Raw genomic sequence first — 22,537 nt, 5'->3', positions numbered from 1 at the left:
CGGCATTCGTTTATTTTGGAAATATTTCTGATTAGCTGATGTATTGAAACAGCGACAGGCCCTGTACCGAGGAAAACGATTTGCGCGCTGCATCGAGATAAGTCTGGGTCAGGCTGAAATCGCTGATCGCCGAGGCGTAGTCGATATCGGTCAGACCGGAGATGGTGCGCTTGTATTGCAGGTTGAGGTCGGTATTGGTGTTGTTGACCGATTCCATTTCCTTGAGCCGCGCCCCGATATTCGACTGGGTGGTCAGGATATTGCCCAGCGAATTATTGAGCTGCTGCAAGGCGGTATTGAGATGGTTCTGGAATTCGGCCCGGCCCATATCCTCTTCGGTATAGGAAGTCAGTGCCTTGGCAAAATCGCCCAGCGTGCTGAACAGGTCGACATTGCGACTGGCTTGCAGACGGAAGCTGTCGCCATCGACCGGTTTGCCATCGACCGAGATCTTGGCGCCGAAGTCCCAGCCCGGCTGCAAGCCCGTCTCGCCCGGCAACTGACGGAATTCGATATCGGTGCCCGGCTTGTACAGACGCGGGAAGGCGTTGGGGGTAGCGGGCAGCGTATCGATCCGGTCGCCTGTGTTGTAATCGAAACCGTCGATCATCGAGCGGTTGTAGTTCGGGTTGGGGGTGACACCGTCGCCCAGGTAGTTGCGGCTGTCGACGATGTCGTAGCGGGTGATCTTGGTATTGCCGCTCGGATCGTCGGGGTTGTTGGTGACGTGAAACTGGATCCGGTAGTCCTGCAAATTGTTGGGGTCGGACCAGCGTACCGGATCGACCACCACACCCGGGCTGACTACGCCGGTGCCCTGGTTCTTTTGCAGGGTCAGATCAAGGGTATGGGTCGAATTGACCGGCGGCGCCGCCGTTTGCGATTGCAGATTGATGCCGAACGCCGCCGAGCTATAGCCGGCGCTCAGGGTGTTATGGTCGAACTGTTCGCTGCTGCCGTCGCTGAGCCGGGTCAGGGTGTAGTTGGTGCCGTCGTAGCTGAGACGGAATTCCGACGGAGCGAACTGCTGGCCGATCTGACGGGTGATCTGCACCGTGGAGCCACCGGGGAAGCTCACGCTGCGCGGGAAACCGGGCTGCGACATGGCCGTGGTGAACGTGCCGTTGCCGTTCTTGACCTTGATGAAGATATCGGCGCCCGAATCGGACACTGGGATCTGTCGGCCGGTCGAGATCTGCACCAGCCGCTGCCCTTGGTCACCGTCGTAGGTGACATTGCCGTATTCGAGTTCATTGAACGGCTTGGTGGCACCCTTGTAGCCCGAGAACAGATATTGGCCGTTGCCGTCGGTGCTGTTGGCCACGGCCAGCAGCTCCTGGTATTTGCCCCGGATATCGGCTTCGATCATCTTCTTCTCGGCACTGGTCAGAGCCGGGTTGCCCGACTGGATAGCCAGTTGCTGGATGCTCTGGATGACCGTGATCGAATGTTGCAGGTTCGATTCGGCCAGCGACAAGGTGCCGTCGGCGTACTGGCCGTTTTCGATGTACTGGTCGTTGAGTCGGGTCGATTGGCTCAGATCGAGCGAACGCGCCGAGGCGACCGGGTCGTCGGACGGGGTGAGGATCTTGCGCCCGGTCGACAGTTGGTTCTGTAGCTTGTACAGGTCGCTTTCGCGGTTCTGCAGATGGAAAACCGCCATATTGTAGATGCTGCTGGTGGCGACTCGCATGATGTCTTACTCCTGGCTAGCGGCCGATATTCAACACTTCGTCAAAGGCCCGCTGCGCAATCTGAATGGTACGGCTGGCGGCCATATACGCCTGCTGGAAACTGAGCAGGCCTGCGGCCTCCTCATCAAGGTTGACACCCGATAAGTCTTGCAGCTTGGTTTCCGCCTGCTTCAGCAGAGATGCCTGGGCCTGCTGATTGATCTTGGCCTGGTTGGTCTTTACCCCGACATCGGCCACCGTCTTGCTATAGGCACCCTGGAAGTTGGTGGTGCCACCGTCGAGCAGATTGGTGGTCTGCAACTTCCCCATCGCCAGCATATTACGGTTGTCGGCCACCCCGCCCTTATTGGGCTCGACCAGGAAGGCGTCGCCCTGGGCAGGCGTGCCGGTAATGGCGAACTCCATGCCATTGACCAGGATAGGCTTGCCGGCTGTGAAAGATACCCCGCTCTGCACCAGACCCGGTGCCGGCGCGTCCAGATCGACAATATCGAACTGGGTGGCCGAGGTGAACTGGAAGGCCAGCCGGTGCTTGATCGGCGAGGCATTGCCCAGCGCATCGGTCAGTACCGGATGGTCCAGCGTCAGCGGCGCACCGCTCATCTTGCCGGCCGAGATGGTGCCCGAGCCGGTGTTCTTGCGCGGCGTCACCACAATGGTCTCGCCGGCCGTCACACCATTGACCTGGATACGCCAGCCGTTCAGCTCGATCACATCATCGGTACCGGTATAGGGCTGGTTCTCCTTCAGGGTCTTGCCGCTGACGGTATCGACCAGCTTATAGCTGGTAGCGTCGAATTCGATCCGGATCGGGTTGACCGTCGCCCCGCCTTCACTCTTGATCAGCGGCGACAGCACGCTGATGGTGGTCGCGGCCGGGTCGCTCGATACCGCCTGGATATTGAGCACATCGCTGCTGGTGCGGATCGGCACCGCTGCTGCGATCTTGCTGGTATCGGTAATCGCCACCGATAGATTGTTGGAAAACTCGCGGGTCGGCTGGATCAGGAATTTATCGCCGGGCTGGAACAGCCCGGCCACCGAACTGACCAGCGGGAATTGCAGGCCATCTAGCTCATAGGGCCGGCCATCCAGATCACCCGTATCGACCAGGAATTTGGCGCCGTCGCTGAGCCGCTGGATCGTCCACAGCGAATCACCTTCATAGCTGAATTCATAATCGCTGGTGGTCAGCTTGCTCGCATCCTTGATCCCCACCGACAGCAACTGGCTCGAACTGATGTCGTTATTGCCGTTGGGGATGGCTCGCGCCTTGGGCAGGAACGAGAACGAAATCGGGTTGAACGGGGTATTCGGAGTCAGATTGGTTTCGTCGAGCTTGATATAGAAACCGAATGCGCTGGCCGAGCCATCCACTACGGACAGCAGCTCACGCCGGCCGTCGGTCAGGCGGGTCACCATATAGTTGGTGCCGTCGTATTCGAGGCTGTAGTCGCTCTCGACGAAATTGACCGACGGTTGCAACTCGGCGGTGAATTTGATCGATTCAGCAGGCACGGCAGTATTGCTGCCTTCGGCAAACGTCTGGGTGGCCATCGGCATGCGGAAGAAATTGCCGCCGATCTGGCCATTCAGGTCCTGACCTTGCCGGTGCTGCTGGTTGATCGCCAGCGACATGGCCGCCGCGACCCGGCCGAGAGAATTCTGCGCCAGATCAAGCCCTTGCTCGCGGAATTCCAGCACGCCGCCGAGCGAGCCGCCGGTCAGCATCTTGGATGGGATCAGTGCCGTCACCCCGTATTGCTGATAAGCCACCTCAAGCCGGTGCGGGTCGATCTTGGATGCCACTGCCGCCAGGGTGAACGCCTGATTGCCGACCACCAGATTCTGACCATTGCCGACAAACACGTTGTAGCTGCCGTCGGATTGGGTCACGACGGTGCTCTTGACGAATTTATTGAGTTCCTTGACCAGTTGGTCGCGCTGATCAAGCAGGTCATTGGGAGCCTGCCCGTTGCCCAGGCCACGGTTGAGCACGATCTGGTCGTTCAGCTTGGCGATCTGCGAAGTCACCGAATTGATGCTGGTGACGGTGGATTTGATCTCGCCGTTGACGTCTTCGCGCAGTTGATTCATCCGGTTGTTGACCGTCTGCAGCTTGGTCACCATCGCCTCGGTCAGGCCGAGCAGCGACTGGCGTGCCGGCACCGAGGCCGGGTTGTTGGCCACCGTCTGGATACCACCGAAGAAGTCCTGCAGGGACGGGGAAAAACCCGCCGACGGGTCGGCCAGCATATTGTCGAGGTCGGACAGATGGTTGAGCAGATTGCTCAGATAGCCATCCTGGGCCTGGGCGCTCTGCACCTGGCGGGTGACGAAATCGTTGTAGACACGGCTGATCGAATCGATCTCGACGCCCCGGCCGATAAAGCCGCCACCGCTGGGGAGCGGGGTGGTGGCGCTCTGGCTCATGGTCTGGCGGTTATAGCCGGGAGTGCTGGCGTTGGCGATATTGTGGCTGGTGGTGGCCAGACCGATCTGCGCCGCACGCAGGCCAGAGATAGCGATACCGAAGATACTGTTGCCCATGATGCTAGATTCTCCTCGCGGCCGGCTTTAGACGGTCCGGTAGGCGCGCAACGCGCGATGTTCCGCCACGCGGGTCAGCTTGGCGGCGTATTGGGGATCGGTGGCATAGCCACCCTGTTGCAGTTCGCCGGCAAAGGCTTTGGCGTCAGGGGCGCCCACCACTTCGCCATAGCGCTGGTTGAGCAGCCGGGCGTAATCGGCGAAGGCTTCGTCGTAGCTGTCGTAGGCACGGAAGCGTTCCACCCGCTTCTGTGCCACGCCATCGACGTATTCAGTGGTGACGATTTCGGCAGTCTTGCCCTGCCAGCCGCGACCGGCCTTGATACCGAACAGGTTGTGGCTGTTCTGGCCTGCTTCGTTGACGATGGGACGGCGGCCCCAGCCCGACTCAAGTGCGGCATGGGCCAGCAGCAGATGGGGCGACACTCCGAGCGAGCGGGCCGCATCGACGGCATGCTCGCCCACTTCGGCAATGAATTGTTCAGCGTTGGAAGATTTGGCCGGGCCGGACGGTATGGCAGGCGCGGCGGCCGGAGCGGCAAGCATTGCCGGCGGCTTGCCGGCCTCGGACGAGGTCGGCGGTTCGATAATGGGCAGCACGCTACGGCGCTGTTCGTTGAATTGGTTGATCTGGCGTTCGATCAGGTCGGCAAAGCCAAGACCGCGACCGCCGGCAAAAGTCTGCGACAACTGCTGATCATACATGCCACGGAAAAAGCCCACCGACTCGCTCTCCAGTTCGTCGAACTTCGGTGTGGCTTCACGCATAGCCTTCATCATCATATCGACGAACAGCGCTTCGAACTGTTCGGCCACTTCACGCGTCGCGCCTTGCGGATCACGGCCGAGCTTGGCACGCAGATCGCCGACGCTTTGGCTGTCCAGCGCAAATTTGCTGGTCAGGCGGCTGTCGCTAAGAGATGTGAAGGCTTGCATGGCAGGCGCTCCCGGTCGAAGAGTGCCGGTCTAAAAGCAGCTTCCATGCCAAGCTCTACAAGTTATCCGAAATCAGCTAAACCAATGAGCCGACTGGATTTTTCAGGGCAGATCAGATGATTTCCAACTCGGCCCGCAAGGCACCTGCCGCCTTGAGCGCCTGCAAGATCGCCAGCAGATCCTGCGGGGTGGCACCGATCTGGTTGAGCGCGCGCACCACTTCATTGAGTGAAGCACTCTTGGGAACGGTGGTGACGGCTCCCTTGCTGGTCTGGGCGCTGACTTCGGCCGCCGGGGCCTGACCGCCGCTGGGAGGATTGATGGTAACGCTGAGGCTGCCATGCGAGATGGCACATGGTTCGAGCTTGACTGCCTGGTTCATCACCACCGAGCCGGTGCGGGCATTGACGATCACCTTGGCCGGTGCTTCGCCCGGCTTGATATCCAGATTTTCCAGCCGGGCCATAAACGCGACCCGGGCATCAGGATCCTGCGGTGCCCTGACCTGAATGGCCCTGGCATCGAGCGCCCGGGCAACGCCGCTGCCCATGCCGGTATTGATGGCCTGAACCACCCGGTTGGCCAGCGAAAAATCGGCTTCGTTGAGCGCCAGGGTCACATAGTCGCCCTGCCCCACTCCACCCGGCACTTCGCGCTCGACCGTAGCCCCGCCAGGCACCCGACCTACCGCCAAAGGGTTGGCCTGCTGACCGCCACCACCGCCGCCGGCCCCGCCTGGACTGGCTACCACCACATTGCCCTGGGCAATGGCATATACCTGGCCATCGAGCCCTTTGAGCGGACTGATCAACAAGGTACCGCCGCGCAGTGACTTGGCATTGCCGATCGACGACACGGTGACGTCGACCGTCTGACCCGGGCGGGAATACGGTGGCAAGGTAGCCGTCACCGACACGGCCGCCACGTTTTTGAGCTGAAGATTGGTACCGGTGGGAAGCTGAACCCCGAGCTGGGTCAGCATATTGATGATGCTCTGCACCGTGAACGGCGTCTGCGTCGTCTGGTCCCCGCTGCCATCGAGACCGACCACCAGGCCATAGCCGACCAGCTGATTGACCCGCACGCCACCCACTGATGCAATTTCTTTTAGTTTTTGAGCTTCTACCGCTCCAGCACTACCAAAAAAAATGGCAATAAATATTAACTTCCAGACTGCGCGGAGCGGTTTCATAGGCTAGAAGGGGTAGAAGCTGAAGAAGAAGCGTTGCAGCCAGCCCGCCTTGTTGGCGGCGGCCACCGTGCCGGAACCCATCTCTTCGATCCGGGCCTCGGCGATCTTGGTGGAAGATACCATATTGCCTGCCTTGATATCGTTCGGGTTGATCACCCCGGACAGACGCAGATAGCTGACTTCGCCGCGGATATTGAGCTGCTTTTCTCCGGCGATCACCAGATTGCCGTTGCCCAGTACTTCGACCACGCTGGAAGTGATGCTGCCAGCGAAATTGTTGCTGGTATTGCTCTCGCCCTGGCCTTGGAATTCGTTATTGCTGCTGTTGCTGATATTGAGCCCGCCCAGGGTGCGGTTGAAAAAGCTCGAGCTTGCGCCCGCTGACAGGGCATTGGAGATCGTGCCTTCCCGCTGGGCCCGGTTGCCTGATCTGGCGGACGCCGAGACCCGCTCTTCGATCTGAACCGTGATGATATCGCCCACATGGCGGGCCAGTTTGTCTTCGAACAGCGGCCGAGCGTTGGCGAGCTGGAAGATGCTGCCATTGGCCACCGTCTGCGGCATGGCCTGGCTCGGTCGCACCGTGGTCGGCTGCTGCACGATGGTCTCGGGCGTGTGGGTGGCGCAGGCGGCGAGCAGCAGCGACAGAGACAGAACGAGGAAGGGACGCATGGCGGTTCTCCCGGCGAAGAGGGTTAGAGCTGGGTCAGTCGTTGCAGCATCTGATCCGACGATTGGATCGAGCGTGAATTGATCTCATAGGCTCGCTGGGCCTGGATCATATTGACCAATTCTTCGGTGATATTGACGTTGGAGCCTTCGAGGAACTGCTGCATCAGCACACCGAGTCCATTGGCGCCAGGCGCCCCGACCTGCGGCGCACCGGACGCTGCCGTCTCGATATACATATTCTCGCCCACGCTCTGTAGGCCGCCCGGGTTGATAAAGCTGGCCAGTTGCAGATTGCCGATCTGGGTCGGCTGGCCACCGCCGCCCGGCAAGGTGACGGTGACGACACCATCGCGGCCGACGGTGAAACCCTGCGCTTCCTGCGGCAAGGTAATGCCGGGCAGATAGGGATAGCCACCCGACGTCACCAGACGGCCCTGGTTGTCGCGCTTGAAGGCACCATCGCGGGTATAGGCGGTGCTGCCATCGGGCAGTTGCACCTGGAAAAAGCCGTCACCGTTGATCATCACATCGAAATCGGTGCCCGACTGGGCCGGGCCGGCGGTATGAATACGCTCGACTGCCACAGTACGCACACCGGTGCCGAGTTGCAGGCCGGTCGGCAATTGGGTTTGTTGTGAACTGGGGGCGCCGGGCTGGCGCAGGGTCTGGTAGTAGAGGTCTTCGAACTGGGCGCGGCCGCGCTTGAAGCCCGTGGTATTGACGTTGGCAAGGTTGTTGGAGACCACGTCGATATTGGTCTGCATTGCATCCATGCCGGTTTTGGCGATCCACAGCGAGCGCATCATGATGGCGGCCCTTTCCTGGCGGGAAATCGGTATTCGGTCGGGAATCAGCTCAGCGTCAGAACCTGCGCGGCCGCCCTGTCATTCTGGTCGGCTGCTTGCAACAACCGTACCTGCATATCGTAGTGGCGCTGGTAGTCGATCATCTTCACCAACTGTTCCACGGCATTGACATTGCTCGATTCGAGCGCGCCCTGCATCAGCTTGACCGAGGCGTCGGCCTCGAGCGGCTGGCCATCGCGTGGCCGGAACAGGCCATCGCTGCCGCGCTCCATCTGTCGCTCACCAGGTTCGACCAGTTTGATCCGGCCGATCTGGTTGCTCTGGGTCGGATCACCTGGCGGCGAAGCGCTGATGGTGCCGTCGTGGCCGATACTGATCACGCTCTCGGAAGGGATGGAGATCGGTCCGCCATCGCCTTGCACCTGTTGGCCGTCGCGGGTGCGCAGAATACCGTTGGGATCGATTTCGAGGCTGCCGTTGCGGGTGTAGGCTTCACCGCTTGGGGTCTGCACGGCAAAAAAACCGCCCGTGGTCAGGGCGATATCGAGAGAGCGGCCGGTGGTCTGAACCACGCCCGGCGTCATATCGGCGCCGGTGGTCTGTTCGAGCACAAAGGCCCGGGTCGGCAAGCCTGTGCCGCCTGTTGCCGGCACAGCACGGAAAGCGGCAAGTTCGGCCCGGAAGCCCGGGGTATTGGCATTGGCCAGATTGTTGGCGATGGTGGCCTGCTGAAAGCTGGACTGTTTGGCGCCGGTCATGGCGACATAAATCATTCTGTCCATGGAGCGGTCTCCCCTGGTATCGGCACCAGCATAAGGCGCCTGCGCTATCCGGATGACTGTACGGGTCAGCAAAAGCAGCTTCCGTGCCAAGCTCAGCCGTATCAACAAGAAAACCCCGGTGATCCGCAGACCAGCCGGGGTGGAAAGCGGGGGAAGTGGTCGATTAACGCAGATTCACCAGCGTCTGCATCAATTGGTCCTGGGTGCGGATGGTCTGGGCATTGGCCTGATAGCTGCGCTGGGCGCTGATCATATCGACCAGTTCCTTGGTCAGGTCGATATTGGCATCTTCCAGCGAACCGGCCTGGAGTGCCCCGAAATCAGCCGATCCGGGAACACCGGCACGAGCCTGGTTGGAACCGAAAGTCTCGGCCCAGCGGTTGTCACCGAGCGGCTGCAAGCCCTGCGAATTGGCAAAATTGAACAGCACGATCTGGCCAATGGTCCGGTTCTGACCGTTGGAGTAGCGGCCTTGGATAATGCCGTCCGGTCCGATCGACAAACCGGTGATCGAACCGTCGGCATAGCCATCCTGAGTCAGTTCATTGACCCCGAAGGTGCTGCCGTACTGGGTAGAACCAGTAAAGAAGGTGGTAAAGGCCAGCGGATCGACCGCACCATCCTTGCCAACCAGATCGCCGGCAAAGGCCAGCTCATCGCCATTGATCAGCTTGCCGGTCTCATCGAACTGCATATAGGTCGGCTGAGTGATCGGAGCAGCTCCATCGAAGCTGGTCTGGATTTCCCAGGTATTGGGCGCGACCTTGGTCATATAGAAGGTCAGGGTATGCGGCACGCCCTGCGAGTCGTACACCGTCGCCGAGGTCGAGCTGGTATAGGTGCTCGGGTCGGACGGCGTGATACCCGGGGTGGCACGGGCATACGGCGGCGTGGTCTGCGAGAACGCCTCGGCCTTCTGGGTCATGCCATGGAAGTCGAGCTTGAAGCTGAAACCGGTGATCTGGGTCACGGTATCGCTGATCGCGTATTCCATCCCGTCGATAATCTGGCCCTTGTCGTTGAAGGTCAGCACCGGCTGCGGATCAGGCAGCGTCAGCGGGGCACCATCGAGCGAGACGGCAGCTTGCCAGCCATTGGCACCGATCTTGGTCAGGGTCACATCAACCGTGTGCGAAGCGCCGCTCGGGTCGAGCACCGTGACGGTGGACAGCGCCTGTTGCGACAAGGGATCGGGGGCGGCCGGGTCGGTGGCAATTGGGGTGGAAGCATCCAGATTCACGCCAGGATAGAGCAAGCGGGTGTTCTTGGCGCTTTCGTCGTCGATCTTGACCGTGCCGTTGCTGGCGGGCAGCGTCGTGCTCTCCTTGACCCCACCGAAGCTGATACGGAAGTCCATCGGGATGGCTTTATCCACGCCAGCCACCGAGACAGTCGTCGAATAGGCTACTGGCGAACCCGAGACGATGGCGCCCGAGTTGGCGTCAAATTTGAGTTGCTTGTCTGGCAGCGGTTTGCCGTCGAGGGTGGCCTTGACGTTCCACAGATGGGTACCCGGGCTCGCTTCTTCAGCGGTCACTTCGAGCACATGGAATTGACCGGCCGAGTCGGTCACGCGCAAGGTATGCGGGCCAAGCGGCGTACCCGGGTTCAGTACGGCGCCATTGATCGAGACTTGGTTGGTGCCGCGATTGATGATGGCCGAACGGGCATCGAGATTCATTGCCAGTTTGAGACCGGCGTCGGCCAGCGAGGAACCACCGGTGGCGCGGGCGCCGATATTCTGGGTCTGGATGCGCAGGGCTTCCGGCGTCGAGCCGCTCAGCAACTGGCCGTTCTCATTGGCCATATAGCCAGCGAGCCGCAGGCCGCCGTTGACGATATAGCCGGAGCGATCAAGCTGGAACTGGCCGTTGCGGCCGTAGCTGACGCTGCCGCTCTGGTCGAGCAGACGGAAGAAACCGTTGCCGCCGATAGCAACGTCGAGCGGATTATTCGTGGTGGTGATCGGGCCTTGGGTGAACTGCTGGCTGACGCTGTAGGCCCGGCCACCGATACCGGTTTGCAGCTTGGAACTGGCCAGGGTGTTGGCATAGATATCCGAGAATTCGGCGCGCGAGCCTTTGTAGCCGACCGTATTGGCGTTGGCTACGTTATTGCCGATCACGTCGAGGAACTTGGAAGCGGAATTCAGACCGCTCAGACCTTGCTGGAATGCCATGTTGCTTGCTCCGGTGTCGACTACAACTACATGATTTGGGTGACGTCGCCGAGCGACACGCTGCGATTGCCTGGCAGGTTCAGATTGATGCCAGTACCGCTGACGCCCACGCTGACCACCTTGGTCTTGGTGAAGGTATCGAGCTGGACTTGCTTGCCATCCTTGTCCACCCCGGCGGCAACCAGGCGGTAATTGCCGTCCGGCAGCTTTTGCCCCTCACCGGCAATCCCATTCAGATCGATCGCCTGGCGCCCCGGCTTGACGTTGCCGAGCTTCACCACACCGACTTTGGTGCCGCTTTCGCTGTAGACCGTCACTTCTACATTGCTGACACCGTCTTTCACTCCTACCTCAGCAAGGGTTGTGCCATCTTTGACGGTTGTCTTGTCGCCCGGTGCAATGACCTCACGGCCGACCAGACCGGCCGCCATACTGGCTGCCTGGACCGACAGACCAGCCTGGAAGGTGCTCATCATGGTGGTCATGGTCTGGTTGAGCTTCTCGATACCCGTCACGGTATTGATCTGGGCCATCTGGGCCGTGCTCTGGGCGCTATCCATCGGATTCATCGGATCCTGGCTCTGCAACTGCTTGACCAGCAGCTTCAGAAAGCGGTCCTGGGTCTGCTCCATCTCGGTCTTGTCGGTGGTCTTACCGTTCAGACTGGCGTAGGGATTGGGTGCATTGGTGGAGGAGTTGACGGCAAGCATGGCAGATTCCCTTTAAGCCTGTCCAAGCGCCAAAGTACGCTGGAGCAGCGTCTTGGCAGTATTCATCATATCGGCGCTGGTCTGATAAGAGCGCGAGGCCGAGATCATATTGGTCATCTCTTCGATGACATTGACGTTGGGCATGGCGATATAGCCGTTCTGGTCGGCCAGCGGATTTTTGGGGTCGTAGACCAGCCGTGGCGGCGACATGTCTTCCGAGACGGCGCTGACCCGTACTCCCACGGCCTGTGGCTGGTTCTGGGTCATCTGGGTCGCGCTGAATACCACCTGCTTGGCCCGGTAGGGCTGGCCCGAGGAACTGGTGGCGCTCTCGGCATTGGCCAGATTGCTCGCTACCACATTGAGCCGCATCGACTGGGCGGTCATGGCCGAACCTGCAATATCGAATACCCGGAACAAAGACATGGCGGCGGCTCCTTATTGCGACTGCATCGCGGTACGCAGACCTTCGATGCGGCGTTGCAGGAAGGTCAGGCTGGCCTGGTAGCGGATGGCGTTGTCGGTGTAGTTGGCCATCTCGATATTCTTATCGACGGTATTGCCATCGATCGAAGGCTGAACATCGTTGCGGTACAGCAGCTCGGCTTCGAGCCAGTTGCGCTGGATTCCAGGCAGATGTCCATGGTCGGTGCGGCTCAATGGCAGGCTGCTTTCGCGTTGGCTGGTGGCTTTTTTCAAGGTGGCGCCGAAATCAAAATCGCGCGCCTTGTAGTTCGGGGTGTCGGCGTTGGCAAGATTGCTGGCCAGCACTTCCTGACGGGTTGCCCGCAACGACAGTGCGGCTTCGTTGAAGGAAAAGTGATCGCTGATTCTGGAAAGCATGGCAGCCTCGCTCGCGGACAGTGGGCCAGACGAAAGCACGAGCCGTGCCATAGAAAGCAAATTATGGATAGATTATTTATTCATTTTCAGGACGTATATCTGAAAGATTCATAGCCAGTTTCAAGGAAAAATAAATCTTTCCTAAATCGGCAATCATAGAGCGGCAGGACTTGCCGCCTGCAACAGGCAAGAAAAAGCCGGCCTCGCGGCCGGCTGTCTTTGGGGCGGCAAATAGCGCAGCCCAGGCGGCTATTTTTTGCCGACGATCTTCGCGGCAGCGCCTTCGAGCGCTTCGCGCGGCTTGAGCCGGCCATCGGTGGCCGCTTGCAGCGCTTCGGTCATCGCGCCCCAGAAGCGGTTCATCTCCGGGTTGGACGGCATGGGCTTGCCCAGGTGGATCGCATCCATCGACTTGCGGATGTTCTCGTCGTTGTAAAGCTCCCAGAACAGCGTGATATCGGCCGGCACGCCAAGCGGCACATCGTCGTTCATCCGCTTGAGGCCTTCGGCCTTGAGCAGGTAGTTCTCGAGGAAACTGAGCGCCTGCTTTTTATTCGGGCTCTTGGCATTGATCATGGCGCCCAGTACGCCGACAAAGGGACGGGACGGCTTGCCCTTGACAGTCGGAATCGGTGCCACGCCAAAGTCGATCTTGGCTTTGCGCAGGCCTTCCCAGGCCCACGGTCCGCTGATGATCATCGCCACCTTGCCACTGTGCATGGCTTCTTCCATCTGGGCGTAGTTGGTGCCGCGCGGCATCAGGCCCTGGGTGATCATCGAGACCACCGCCTCAAGCCCGCTGACGGCACCGGGCTTTGCCACGCCCGTATCATTGGGGTCGTAGTTGCCACGGGTATCGCGGAAGAAGGGATAGGCACCGTTGGCAGCCAGCAGCGGCCAGGTGAAGTAGGTATTGTTGTAGTCCCACAGAATGGCCCGGGCGCCGCGCTTTTGCAGTTCGGCATCGAGTGCCGGCAGTTCTTCGAAACTGCGGGGCGGCTTTTTCACCAGGGCCTTGTTATAGAGCAGGCCGACTGCCTCGACCGAGATCGGATAGCCCCAGACCTTGCCATTGACGGTAAAGGCATCCCAGGCGATCGGCACAATATTGCGCTTGGCGTCGGCGCTGGGCGAAATCGGGGTCAGCAGGCCCAGTTTGATCCATTCGCCGATCCGGTCATGTGGCCAGATCCAGATATCGGGACCGCCACCGGCGATTGCCGCCTGCTGGAATTTATTGGGCGCATCGTCCGGATGCTCGACCTTGACCGCGATCCCGGTCGCTTTGGTGAACTCCTCGCCCACCTTGCGGATGCCGTTATAGCCCTTGTCACCATTGACCCATACCACCAGATCGCGACCGGCGGCATGGGCCGGCACCAGCAGACCGGCACCGAGCAGCAGGCCGGCCGTCAACCGACCCAGGGTCGCCAGTGCATTGCGGCGGGGATTGCGTTCTTGTGTCATCTCATCCACTCCTGGAAAAACATCAAAGCAAAATCTCTCGCGCAGTCGCGCGGCGCCTGAAGGCGGGCGCCATTATCGCAAAGTTCCATCGTCCTACTGGGGCTGACGCCGAACGGCAGTACAAACAGGCCTTCTCTGTCGCATTCCGTCCGCATGATTGTGGCCATAACGTCGTTTCCAGTGGTGTCGCGCAATAAAAACACCGCCCGCAGGCGGTGTTCGATTGTCGGCCCGATCATTCGGCGCCTTGGCGTCTGAAGCGGAGTCACCACGAAGCCTGGTTGAGTGCCAGGCGTCTGTGCTGGTCCGGACACGCTGACGCCGAATCGGCTGAAAACGGGCTAGCGACCAGCTTCGGCCAGGGCCTTGACCGTGTCGAGCATCCGGTTGGAATAACCCCACTCGTTGTCGTACCAGGCCATCACCTTGACCAGCCGGCCACCTGTCACCTTGGTCTGGGTCGCGTCGAAATTGCTCGACGCCGGGTTATGGTTGAAGTCGATCGAGACCAGCGGCTTGGTGTTATAGGTCAGGATGCCATTGCTGCGCGCCGCCGCGTCGCGCAGCACGGTGTTGACTTCATCGACCGTGGTATTGCGCGCTGCGGTGAAGGTCAGATCGACCAGGCTGACATTGATGGTCGGCACCCGCACCGCCAGCCCGTCGAGCCGCCCGGCCAGTTCGGGCAGCACCAGGCCAATGGCGGCCGCAGCGCCGGTCTTGGTCGGGATCATCGACTGGGTCGCCGAGCGGGCACGGCGCAGATCGCTATGGTAGAGGTCGGTCAGCACCTGATCGTTGGTGTAGGCATGCACCGTGGTCATCAGACCCAGCTCGACACCGATGGCGGCATGCAGCGGCTTGAGCAGCGGGGCCAGACAGTTGGTGGTGCAAGAGGCATTGGACACCACCGTATGCTCGGGCCGCAGCACCGACTCATTGACGCCGAACACCACGGTGGCATCGACATCCTCGCCGCCCGGGGCCGAGATCACCACCTTGCGCGCACCGGCGGCCAGATGGGTGGAAGCCTTGGCCTTGCTGGTAAACAGGCCGGTGCATTCGAGCACCACATCGACCCCGAGTTCGCCCCACGGCAGCTTGCTCGGGTCGCGTTCGGACAGATAGCGGATACGGTCGCCATTGACCAGCAGCGTATCGCCCTCGTGGCCGACTTCGGCGCGGAAGCGGCCATGCACGCTGTCGTATTCGGTCAGATGGGCATTGACCTCGATCTCGCCCAGATTATTGATGGCCACGATCTCGAATTCGTCGCGGCGCTGGTATTCATAGAGGCCGCGCAGCACGTTGCGGCCGATACGGCCGTAACCGTTGATGGCGATGCGGATAGTCATAGCTTGGCTCCTTGGATGCTCGGGCGTTTCTGAACGGGCAATTGCCGGTCTCACTCCCATGCCGTCGGTCGTCCGACGGCCGCAGCGCCGTACTTAAGCGGCGCCTCGTTATTACCGATTCGCTTTCGCTGCGGCGTCCAATTGACCAAGAGCACCAGGCAGTGCAGACCGAAGCAGCCGAGTCGCTATCGTGCCCGCTCCCATCCTGTGGGCAGAAGACAGCCATCTAGCGTCCTACCGATTCGCGACTGACCCACCCTGCGGCTCTGCGGTCCTTGACGCCGTTTCTAAAGAGAATCAAATGATGGGACGGGCCGGATGCCTGCTGCGTCCAAGCCGGACCCAGCCTCCGGGCCGAATCCAGCCCAGGTGCCTGAACACGCGCGTCTCGGCTTGGCTCGCCGGTCCTGAAATCCGTCTCAGGAAGCCCTCTCGAGCAGCACCACCGCGCCGGCCGCGTCAAGCCGTACCCGGCCCGCGCTCACCGTGGCGCTGGCGTCGCTATAGGCATCGCGCACCCGCTCGCCTTCGCGGAACAGATCACCGACCGGCAGGCTGACGGTGCCATCGGCACCCAATGCCACGACCACGCGGTCTCCGGTCCGCTCATCGATTCGTCCAAAGGTATAGGGCGCTTCGCCCAGCATCCGATGGCTGCCGCGTGCCAGCGCCCGATGGCGGGCGCGGAATTGGCCCAATTTGCGGAAATGCGCCAGCAGCGCCTGATCAAGCGTCGCCCAATTCATATCGGAGCGGGTAGCCTGCTGCGGATCGCCCGCACTGGCGGGCCCGGGCTGCCGGCCGCTTTCGTCGCCGTAGAAGATCTGCACGCCGCCCGGCGCCAGCAGCAAGGCGGTGGCCGCCGCCATCATGCGGTCGCGCCGGTAGAGTCGGGTGTCGTGCGAGGACAGATAGGACAGCACATCAAAGCCACCCTCGCGCAGACGGGCCGCATAGTCGCTATAGAGCTGGTTGAGCTGACGCGGCTCCTCAAGTGGCCGGTCCTGGAAATCGAAATTGATCAGGCTGTCAAAGCCGTGGTCGAAATAGGCCGAACGCTCGACGCCGTGGCCCCAGACCTCGCCGGTCATCCAGAACGGGGCATCGTCGATCTTCTTGTGCGGATTGGCGGCCTTCCACTGCGCCAGCGCTTCAGAGGAGGCGGCTTTCAGCTCGCGCCAGGCCGCAAGCTCCACATGCTTGGCGGTATCGCAGCGGAAACCGTCGATGCCGTATTCGCGCACCCAGTCGCTGAGCCATTTGATCAGATAGCCGCGCACGGGCGTATTGGGCAATGGCACGGCCCGGGTATCGGGTTTCTTCTTGAGGAGCGGCGGCAAATCGACCGGCTTGGTCTCTTCGGTGCGGAAATCGGGCAGATAGGCAAGCTGCATGGTGCGGTCGTCGCGCCCGCCCTCCCGATAACCGGGCAGGCCGGACCGGATCCAATCGGGCCCCCACCAGCCGGTAAAGGCGAAACTGTTGTAGTCGATCCAGCTGTGGTAGTCGCTCAGCCCATGGGCTTGCCAGCCTTTCCACAGCACCTCGGGCAGATAGCGCGACAAGGTGGCGATATCGGCATAGCCCGGATGATTCATCACCACATCAAACAGCACCCGGATGCCCTGACCATGGGCGGTATCGACCATCTCGCGCAATTCCTCGGGCGTGCCCATATTGCGGTCGAGCACGGTGAAATCGAGCGGGTAGTAGCCGTGATAGGCGTAGTGGCGGAATTCCTTGTTGCCGCCCACCACCCAGCCGTGGATCTGCTCGTAGGGCGCAGTGATCCACAGCGCATTGACACCCAGCTCACGGAAATAGCCTTCGCGCAGCTTCTCGGTAATCCCGGCCAGATCGCCACCGTGGAAGGTGCCGATCTCCGACTGACCATCGCCCAGGCGGCCGTAGCTATGGTCGTTGGCGCGATTGCCGTTGCGGAAACGGTCGGTGACGATGAAATAGACGATGGGGTTGTCGGCAAAGCTGGCGGGACGCGCGGCCGGCATCGGGTGAGCGGTCGGTTCCGCTGCGGCGGTTGCCGTCACAGCAACAGTCGGCGTCGGGTTCTGAGTCGGCGCCTGCGTCGCGCAGGCTGCCAGCAGCAGTGCCAGCAGGCTCAGCCCTATTCTTCCTGTTATGTTCATTTTTCTTTTACCTCCGCACCTTGTCTAGCGATGATTATGCTGATTATTTGATAACCACCATTCACCCTTAGCCCTTGACCCCACCTGCGGTCAGACCGGCCACCATCCAGCGGCGCGCCAGCAGGAACACCACGGTAATCGGCAGTCCCGACAGGATGGCGGCGGCAGCGAAGTCGCCCCAGCGGTAGTGCTGCGGATAGAGAAACTGTTTGGCCCCCACGGCCAGGGTCAGGCTGTCCTTTTCATGGAGCAGCACCGAGGCGATCGGGTATTCGATGATCCCCTGGATAAAGGCGAACAGGAACACCACCATCAAGATGGGCAGCGCCATCGGCAACAGCACATAGCGAAACGCCTGAAAGGCGGTGGCGCCATCGACCTTGGCGGCTTCTTCGATCTCGACCGGCACGGTGTCGAAATAGCCCTTGATGGTCCAGATATGCAGCGCAATGCCGCCCGTATAAGCCAATACCAGACCGCCGTGGGTATCGATGCCCAGCCACGGCACATAGTTGCCGATCTGATCGAAGATGGCGTAGATCGCCACCAGTGCCAGCACCGAGGGGAACATCTGCATCAGCAGCAGCGAATTCATCAGCGGCTTTTTGAGGGCAAAGCGCATCCGGGCAAAGGCATAGGCGCAGGTGGTGGAGAGGCAGAGCGCAATCAGCGCCGACATGCCGGCCACCTTGATCGAATTCCACAGCCAGCGCAGCACATTGAACTGCGGCTCGACCAATTGGCCATCGGGGCCTTGGTAGGCGATGCCGAGCGCCAGCTTCCAGTGCTCCAGGCTGATTTCGCTCGGGATCAATTCGCCGGTGGCGAAATTGCCCGGCCGCAGCGAGATCGACAGGATCATCAGAAACGGAAACATCACTGCCGCAATCACCGCGATCAGGGCCAGATGGGCCAGCAGCACGCGCCAGCGGTGCGATTTGTCGAGAACGATGGCCATGGCAGCTCCTTCAGCGTGTTTCCTGTTGATTGACCCGGGTCAGGCGCAGATTGATCAGTGACAGGATGGCAACCAATACAAAGATCACCGTCGATACCGCCGCCGCAAGGCCGAAGTTCTGGCCCGAGTCTTCAAAGGCGATCCGGTAGGTGTAGGACACCAGCAGATCGGTGGTCCCGGCCGGCACCTTGGTTTCAAGGAAGTCGGGCCGGCCGCCCGTCAACAGGGCGATCAGCACGAAATTGTTGAAATTGAAGGCAAAGCTGGAAATCAGCAGCGGCGTGATCGGCTTGACGATCAGCGGCAGCGTGATACGGAAGAAATTGGTCAGCGGACCGGCGCCGGCAATCGCCGACGCTTCGTACAGATCGGCCGGGATCGCTTTGATCAGGCCCATGCACAGCACCATCATATAGGGGTAGCCCAGCCAGGTATTGACGATCAGCAGCATCACCTTGGCCAGTACCGGGTCGCTGAACCAGGCCGGCTTGAGCCCGAACAGCGCATTGAGAATGAAGTTGATCTCGCCGAAGTTGTCGTTGAACAGCCCCTTGAACACCAGGATCGAAATAAAGCCCGGTACGGCATAAGGGAGGAACAGCAAGGTGCTGTAGACGCCGCGGAAACGCAGCGCCTCCCAATTGAGCAGCACCGCGAGCACGATGCCGATCATGAAGGTGAACACCACGGTCAGCCCCGAGAACAGCACGGTCCAGCCAAAGATGCGCAGGAACGGCTCGCGGAAGGCGTCTTCGGTAAAGATGCGGCGGTAGTTGTCCCAGCCGATTGCCACCTTAAAGCCGGGCTGAAGGCTCTCGCCACTGGCCGTGACAAAGAAGCCGCGTTCGAAATCGGGCCGGATCTGGCTGCCGTCTTGCTGATTGACCAGGCTGCCGTCGGGGTTGGCGGCATAGAGCTTTCTGAGCGGGGCGAATTCGCGCAGCCCCGAAGCGCTGGCGCGGGCGCCGTCGGGCAGCAGCACCGTCACCTGCTTCAATGCGGCCAGCCGCTGGGTCAACTGGCGGATCGGGGCAGGCTCGCCCAGTGCCGCTTCGCCGGGCTGCGGCGGGCGCGCCTCGACGGTCAGCGGCTCGGCCTTCTGCAAGGCCAGCGAGGGAGTCAGGAATACCTTGCCCTGATCGTTTTCCAGCCGGATACGAAAGGCCGCGCCGTCAGGATGCAGGGTAAAAGCCAGTGTCTCGCCTTCGACCAGATAGGTTTCGTCGAGAAAGAACTGGCGCGCCCGCTCGTACGACAGCAGATTCTTCGAGCTGTAGTTGGTAAAGCCGATGGCGAAGGTATAGAGCAGCGGAAACAGCACGAATACACCGGCCGCCAGCAGGCCCGGGAACAGATAGCGATAGGCATAGCCGCGCGCCGAGGTGTAGATATAGGTCGCGACCCCGATCACGGCCAGACCGATCACGGCCACCAAGGGCTGACCGACCAGATAGATCTTCATCACCAGGAACAGCCCGGCCAGCAAAGCCGCCACCGCCAACAGCGGCAGGCCGAATTTCTCGTAAATACGCCCCATTTTCTATCTCAATCTCCAGCCGGTTCGGTCATCGGATCGATGATCCGCGCCCCGGTCGCATCGGTACGACTCGGCCAAGCGGACTCAGACGAATCCGCTTGGCCCAGCCGGGCAGCAAAGCTGCCCGCCAGGCTTTGGGGTGCAGGCGGCGCGTCCGCGCCGGCAGCGCAGACGGGGTCCGGCTTCCGGACTCGCCATCAGGGGCACGACCCCGGCCCGACACGGTCGCCGACCGGCCCGGACAGCACCGCCCCACCCCTTCTCTGTCGATGCGGCAGGCCGCATCGTTGTTCTGCTTCACGCCTGTCCGGTCCAGGGACCCGACAGGCGGGTAGTTGCCAGCGGCTTATTGCCCCTTGATCCGCTTGGCTGCGGCGTCGAGGCCTTCCTTGGGCGACTGGCGGCCCTGGGTCACGTTTTGCAGCGCGGCATTCATCGACGACCAGAAACGGCCCATCTCGGGGTTATTGGGCATCGGGCTGCCGGCCTGCGCCGAGGCCATGGTGACCTTGATATTGGGGTCAGCCTGCAATTCCTTGAAGAAGGCCTTGTTGGCCGGGGTGCCGAGCGGCACATCGGCGTTGACGGTCTTGAGGCCGTTCAGGGTCAGCAGGCTGTTTTCCAGGAATTCGACCGCGATTTCCTTATTGGGCGAGGCGCGATTGATCATGCAGCCCAGCACGCCGACAAACGGGGCGGCCTTCTTGCCGGCCACGGTGGGAATCGGTGCCACGCCGAAGTTGATCTTGTTGGTCTTGAGGTTATCCCAGGCCCACGGACCGCTGATCATCATGGCGATATTGCCCTTGGCCATGCCGGCTTCCATTTCGGCGTAACCGGCGCCCTTGGGCATCACCCCGTCGGTGATCAGCTTATTGAGGGTTTCCAGACCCTTGAGCGCGCCCGGATGGTTGACGCCGGTATCGGTCGGGTCGTAGCTGCCGTCGGCCTTCTGCTTGAACACATAACCGCCGCCGGCGGCCAGCAGCGGCCAGGTGAAATAGGTATTGCTGTAGTCCCACAGAATGGCTTTCTTGCCCTTCTTCTGGAGTTCCTTGTCGAGCTTGGCGATTTCTTCGAAGGTCGCGGGCGGCTTGGGCAGCAGATCCTTGTTGTAGATCAGCGCCACGGCCTCGATCGACAGCGGATAGCCGTAGACCTTGCCGCCCAGGGTAAAGGCCTTCCAGGCCAGCGGGTCGATCTCGTCGCGTACCTTCTTCGACGGATTGAGCGGGTGGAGCAGACCGGCGCTGACCCACTCGCCGGCGCGGTCATGCGGCCAGCACCAGATATCGGGGCCCTTGCCGACGGCAGCGGCCTGCTGGAACTTGTTCGGGGCATCCTCGGGATGCTCGACCGTCACCGGCACCCCGGCCTTCTTGGCGAATTCATCACCGACCTTCTGGATGCCGTTGTAGCCCTTGTCGCCGTTGATCCACAGCAACAGCTTGCCGGGCTCAGCGGCGTGGGCAGACAGACCAGCGGCGGCAAACAGCGAAGCCACGGCGGCGGCGGACAACTTGCGGGACAGCATCATTGCGGTTGACTCCTTGATAGACGGAGGTAGTTTTACTACGCGGTCTGGGTGCGCGGGAAAGCGATCCCGGCCTCGTTGAACAGATAGCAGCGGTTGGGCGGCAGCCGTACCGTCACCTGTTCGCCGATCCGGGCGCCGTGGTCGGCGTCGGCTCGAACCACCAGGGGTTCGCCGGCGCCTTCGATTTCCAGATAGAGCATGGTGGCTTCGCCGAGCTGCTCGACGGCGATCACCCGGCCGCTGGCCCGGTTGTGCGGGGCTTCGTCCAGGCCGAAATGCTCGGGCCGGATACCCAGGGTGACGCGAGTTCCCGGCTGGGCGCCGCTGGCGTCGACCGCCGCCTCGACCAGGCCGCCGTCGGCGAGCTGGACCGTGGCACGGCCGGCCTCGACGGCATGAAGCCGCGCCTCGATGAAATTCATTTTGGGCGAACCGATAAAGCCCGCCACAAACAGATTGATCGGATGGTGGTAGAGCTCGAGCGGCGAGCCGACCTGCTCGATCCGACCGGCCTGCAACACCACGATCCGGTCAGCGAGCGTCATTGCCTCGACCTGGTCGTGGGTCACATAGATCATGGTGGTGCGCAGTTCGCGATGGAGCTTGGTGATCTCGATCCGCATCTGCACCCGCAGCGCCGCATCGAGATTCGACAGCGGCTCGTCGAACAGGAACACCTGGGGTTTGCGCACGATGGCCCGGCCGATCGCCACACGCTGGCGCTGGCCACCCGACAGGGCCTTGGGCTTGCGGTCGAGCAGGTGTTCGATCTGGAGAATCCGCGCCGCCCGGCTGACTGCCGCCTGGGTCTCATGCTTGTCGACACCGGCGAGCTTGAGGCCGAACGCCATGTTCTCGGCCACCGTCATATGCGGATAGAGCGCATAGCTCTGGAACACCATGGCCACGCCGCGCTTGGCGGGCGGTATGTCATTGACCAGATTGCCGCCGATACGCAGTTCGCCGGCCGTGATGTCCTCCAGCCCGGCGATGGTGCGCAGCAAGGTGGACTTGCCACAGCCCGACGGCCCGACAAAGACCACGAACTCGCCGTCACGAATATCGAGATCGATGCCATGCAAAGTCTCGATCTCGCCGAACGATTTGCGGATGCCGCGCAGTACGACCTCGGCCATGGATATTTCCTCGCTTTCCGGCTCGACGCCGTGTTT

At 61.3% G+C, this 22,537-nt stretch carries 18 protein-coding genes; all 18 read right to left on the bottom strand.

What is annotated here, in order from left to right; translation table 11 throughout:
* Positions 1 to 31 precede the first annotated feature (31 nt).
* Positions 32 to 1,693 (bottom strand): flagellar hook-associated protein FlgL, encoded by a 1,662-nt coding sequence (gene flgL / locus ACFOW7_RS00175; protein WP_378159734.1) that lies wholly within the window; start codon positions 1,691 to 1,693, stop codon positions 32 to 34.
* Between the two features lie 16 nt (positions 1,694 to 1,709).
* Entirely contained in the window at positions 1,710 to 4,244 is a 2,535-nt protein-coding gene (flgK, locus tag ACFOW7_RS00170) for a flagellar hook-associated protein FlgK (protein WP_378159731.1), read from the bottom strand.
* Between the two features lie 27 nt (positions 4,245 to 4,271).
* Positions 4,272 to 5,180: a flagellar assembly peptidoglycan hydrolase FlgJ gene (gene flgJ / locus ACFOW7_RS00165; protein ID WP_378159729.1), complete on the bottom strand. Its 909-nt coding sequence runs from the start codon at positions 5,178 to 5,180 to the stop codon at positions 4,272 to 4,274.
* Positions 5,181 to 5,292: 112 nt separating this feature from the next.
* Positions 5,293 to 6,264: a flagellar basal body P-ring protein FlgI gene (locus tag ACFOW7_RS00160; protein ID WP_378159727.1), complete on the bottom strand. Its 972-nt coding sequence runs from the start codon at positions 6,262 to 6,264 to the stop codon at positions 5,293 to 5,295.
* 111 nt (positions 6,265 to 6,375) lie between these two features.
* Entirely contained in the window at positions 6,376 to 7,044 is a 669-nt protein-coding gene (locus ACFOW7_RS00155; RefSeq protein WP_378159725.1) for a flagellar basal body L-ring protein FlgH, read from the bottom strand.
* Between the two features lie 23 nt (positions 7,045 to 7,067).
* Positions 7,068 to 7,850: a flagellar basal-body rod protein FlgG gene (flgG, locus tag ACFOW7_RS00150; protein ID WP_378159723.1), complete on the bottom strand. Its 783-nt coding sequence runs from the start codon at positions 7,848 to 7,850 to the stop codon at positions 7,068 to 7,070.
* A 44-nt stretch (positions 7,851 to 7,894) separates the two neighbouring features.
* Positions 7,895 to 8,632 carry a flagellar basal-body rod protein FlgF gene (gene flgF / locus ACFOW7_RS00145; RefSeq protein ID WP_378159720.1) on the bottom strand — a complete coding sequence of 246 codons (738 nt, stop codon included), beginning with the start codon at positions 8,630 to 8,632 and terminating at the stop codon, positions 7,895 to 7,897.
* Positions 8,633 to 8,795: 163 nt separating this feature from the next.
* Positions 8,796 to 10,811 (bottom strand): flagellar hook protein FlgE, encoded by a 2,016-nt coding sequence (locus ACFOW7_RS00140; RefSeq protein ID WP_378159718.1) that lies wholly within the window; start codon positions 10,809 to 10,811, stop codon positions 8,796 to 8,798.
* 26 nt (positions 10,812 to 10,837) lie between these two features.
* Positions 10,838 to 11,521, bottom strand: a complete 684-nt coding sequence (locus tag ACFOW7_RS00135; protein WP_378159716.1) for a flagellar hook assembly protein FlgD — start codon at positions 11,519 to 11,521, stop codon at positions 10,838 to 10,840.
* A gap of 12 nt (positions 11,522 to 11,533) precedes the next feature.
* On the bottom strand, positions 11,534 to 11,947 hold the full coding sequence (gene flgC / locus ACFOW7_RS00130; protein WP_378159714.1) for a flagellar basal body rod protein FlgC: 414 nt from the start codon (positions 11,945 to 11,947) through the stop codon (positions 11,534 to 11,536).
* 12 nt (positions 11,948 to 11,959) lie between these two features.
* Positions 11,960 to 12,364 (bottom strand): flagellar basal body rod protein FlgB, encoded by a 405-nt coding sequence (gene flgB, locus ACFOW7_RS00125; protein WP_378159712.1) that lies wholly within the window; start codon positions 12,362 to 12,364, stop codon positions 11,960 to 11,962.
* Positions 12,365 to 12,613: 249 nt separating this feature from the next.
* The gene (gene malE, locus ACFOW7_RS00120; RefSeq protein WP_378159710.1) at positions 12,614 to 13,831 is read right to left on the bottom strand and encodes a maltose/maltodextrin ABC transporter substrate-binding protein MalE; all 1,218 of its coding nucleotides are present in this window, start codon (positions 13,829 to 13,831) and stop codon (positions 12,614 to 12,616) included.
* 341 nt (positions 13,832 to 14,172) lie between these two features.
* Complete coding sequence (gap, locus tag ACFOW7_RS00115; protein WP_378159707.1) at positions 14,173 to 15,186, bottom strand: type I glyceraldehyde-3-phosphate dehydrogenase; 1,014 nt, start codon at positions 15,184 to 15,186, stop codon at positions 14,173 to 14,175.
* 419 nt (positions 15,187 to 15,605) lie between these two features.
* Complete coding sequence (locus ACFOW7_RS00110) at positions 15,606 to 17,333, bottom strand: alpha-amylase family glycosyl hydrolase (protein WP_378159705.1); 1,728 nt, start codon at positions 17,331 to 17,333, stop codon at positions 15,606 to 15,608.
* Positions 17,334 to 17,400: 67 nt separating this feature from the next.
* Positions 17,401 to 18,291 carry a maltose ABC transporter permease MalG gene (gene malG / locus ACFOW7_RS00105; RefSeq protein WP_378159703.1) on the bottom strand — a complete coding sequence of 297 codons (891 nt, stop codon included), beginning with the start codon at positions 18,289 to 18,291 and terminating at the stop codon, positions 17,401 to 17,403.
* 10 nt (positions 18,292 to 18,301) lie between these two features.
* Positions 18,302 to 19,828 carry a maltose ABC transporter permease MalF gene (gene malF, locus ACFOW7_RS00100; RefSeq protein ID WP_378159699.1) on the bottom strand — a complete coding sequence of 509 codons (1,527 nt, stop codon included), beginning with the start codon at positions 19,826 to 19,828 and terminating at the stop codon, positions 18,302 to 18,304.
* Positions 19,829 to 20,174: 346 nt separating this feature from the next.
* Positions 20,175 to 21,365, bottom strand: a complete 1,191-nt coding sequence (gene malE / locus ACFOW7_RS00095) for a maltose/maltodextrin ABC transporter substrate-binding protein MalE (RefSeq protein WP_378159697.1) — start codon at positions 21,363 to 21,365, stop codon at positions 20,175 to 20,177.
* A gap of 35 nt (positions 21,366 to 21,400) precedes the next feature.
* Positions 21,401 to 22,501 carry an ABC transporter ATP-binding protein gene (locus ACFOW7_RS00090; RefSeq protein ID WP_378159695.1) on the bottom strand — a complete coding sequence of 367 codons (1,101 nt, stop codon included), beginning with the start codon at positions 22,499 to 22,501 and terminating at the stop codon, positions 21,401 to 21,403.
* Positions 22,502 to 22,537 lie beyond the last annotated feature (36 nt).

The sequence above is a fragment of the Chitinimonas lacunae genome (assembly GCF_042650885.1).
GTDB classification, from domain to species: domain Bacteria; phylum Pseudomonadota; class Gammaproteobacteria; order Burkholderiales; family Chitinimonadaceae; genus Chitinimonas_A; species Chitinimonas_A lacunae.
The sequence above is the reverse complement of the archived record's forward strand: the minus strand, read 5'-3'. Positions and strand labels throughout refer to the sequence as shown.

Bases quoted from the DNA above. Each gene is read 5' to 3' on its own strand.
- flgL (WP_378159734.1), bottom strand. From the start codon at position 1,693: ATGCGAGTCGCCACCAGCAGCATCTACAATATGGCGGTTTTCCATCTG.
- flgK (WP_378159731.1), bottom strand. From the start codon at position 4,244: ATGGGCAACAGTATCTTCGGTATCGCTATCTCTGGCCTGCGTGCGGCG.
- flgJ (WP_378159729.1), bottom strand. From the start codon at position 5,180: ATGCAAGCCTTCACATCTCTTAGCGACAGCCGCCTGACCAGCAAATTT.
- ACFOW7_RS00155 (WP_378159725.1), bottom strand. From the start codon at position 7,044: ATGCGTCCCTTCCTCGTTCTGTCTCTGTCGCTGCTGCTCGCCGCCTGC.
- flgG (WP_378159723.1), bottom strand. From the start codon at position 7,850: ATGATGCGCTCGCTGTGGATCGCCAAAACCGGCATGGATGCAATGCAG.
- flgF (WP_378159720.1), bottom strand. From the start codon at position 8,632: ATGGACAGAATGATTTATGTCGCCATGACCGGCGCCAAACAGTCCAGC.
- ACFOW7_RS00140 (WP_378159718.1), bottom strand. From the start codon at position 10,811: ATGGCATTCCAGCAAGGTCTGAGCGGTCTGAATTCCGCTTCCAAGTTC.
- ACFOW7_RS00135 (WP_378159716.1), bottom strand. From the start codon at position 11,521: ATGCTTGCCGTCAACTCCTCCACCAATGCACCCAATCCCTACGCCAGT.
- flgC (WP_378159714.1), bottom strand. From the start codon at position 11,947: ATGTCTTTGTTCCGGGTATTCGATATTGCAGGTTCGGCCATGACCGCC.
- flgB (WP_378159712.1), bottom strand. From the start codon at position 12,364: ATGCTTTCCAGAATCAGCGATCACTTTTCCTTCAACGAAGCCGCACTG.
- malE (WP_378159710.1), bottom strand. From the start codon at position 13,831: ATGACACAAGAACGCAATCCCCGCCGCAATGCACTGGCGACCCTGGGT.
- gap (WP_378159707.1), bottom strand. From the start codon at position 15,186: ATGACTATCCGCATCGCCATCAACGGTTACGGCCGTATCGGCCGCAAC.
- ACFOW7_RS00110 (WP_378159705.1), bottom strand. From the start codon at position 17,333: ATGAACATAACAGGAAGAATAGGGCTGAGCCTGCTGGCACTGCTGCTG.
- malG (WP_378159703.1), bottom strand. From the start codon at position 18,291: ATGGCCATCGTTCTCGACAAATCGCACCGCTGGCGCGTGCTGCTGGCC.
- malF (WP_378159699.1), bottom strand. From the start codon at position 19,828: ATGGGGCGTATTTACGAGAAATTCGGCCTGCCGCTGTTGGCGGTGGCG.
- malE (WP_378159697.1), bottom strand. From the start codon at position 21,365: ATGATGCTGTCCCGCAAGTTGTCCGCCGCCGCCGTGGCTTCGCTGTTT.
- ACFOW7_RS00090 (WP_378159695.1), bottom strand. From the start codon at position 22,501: ATGGCCGAGGTCGTACTGCGCGGCATCCGCAAATCGTTCGGCGAGATC.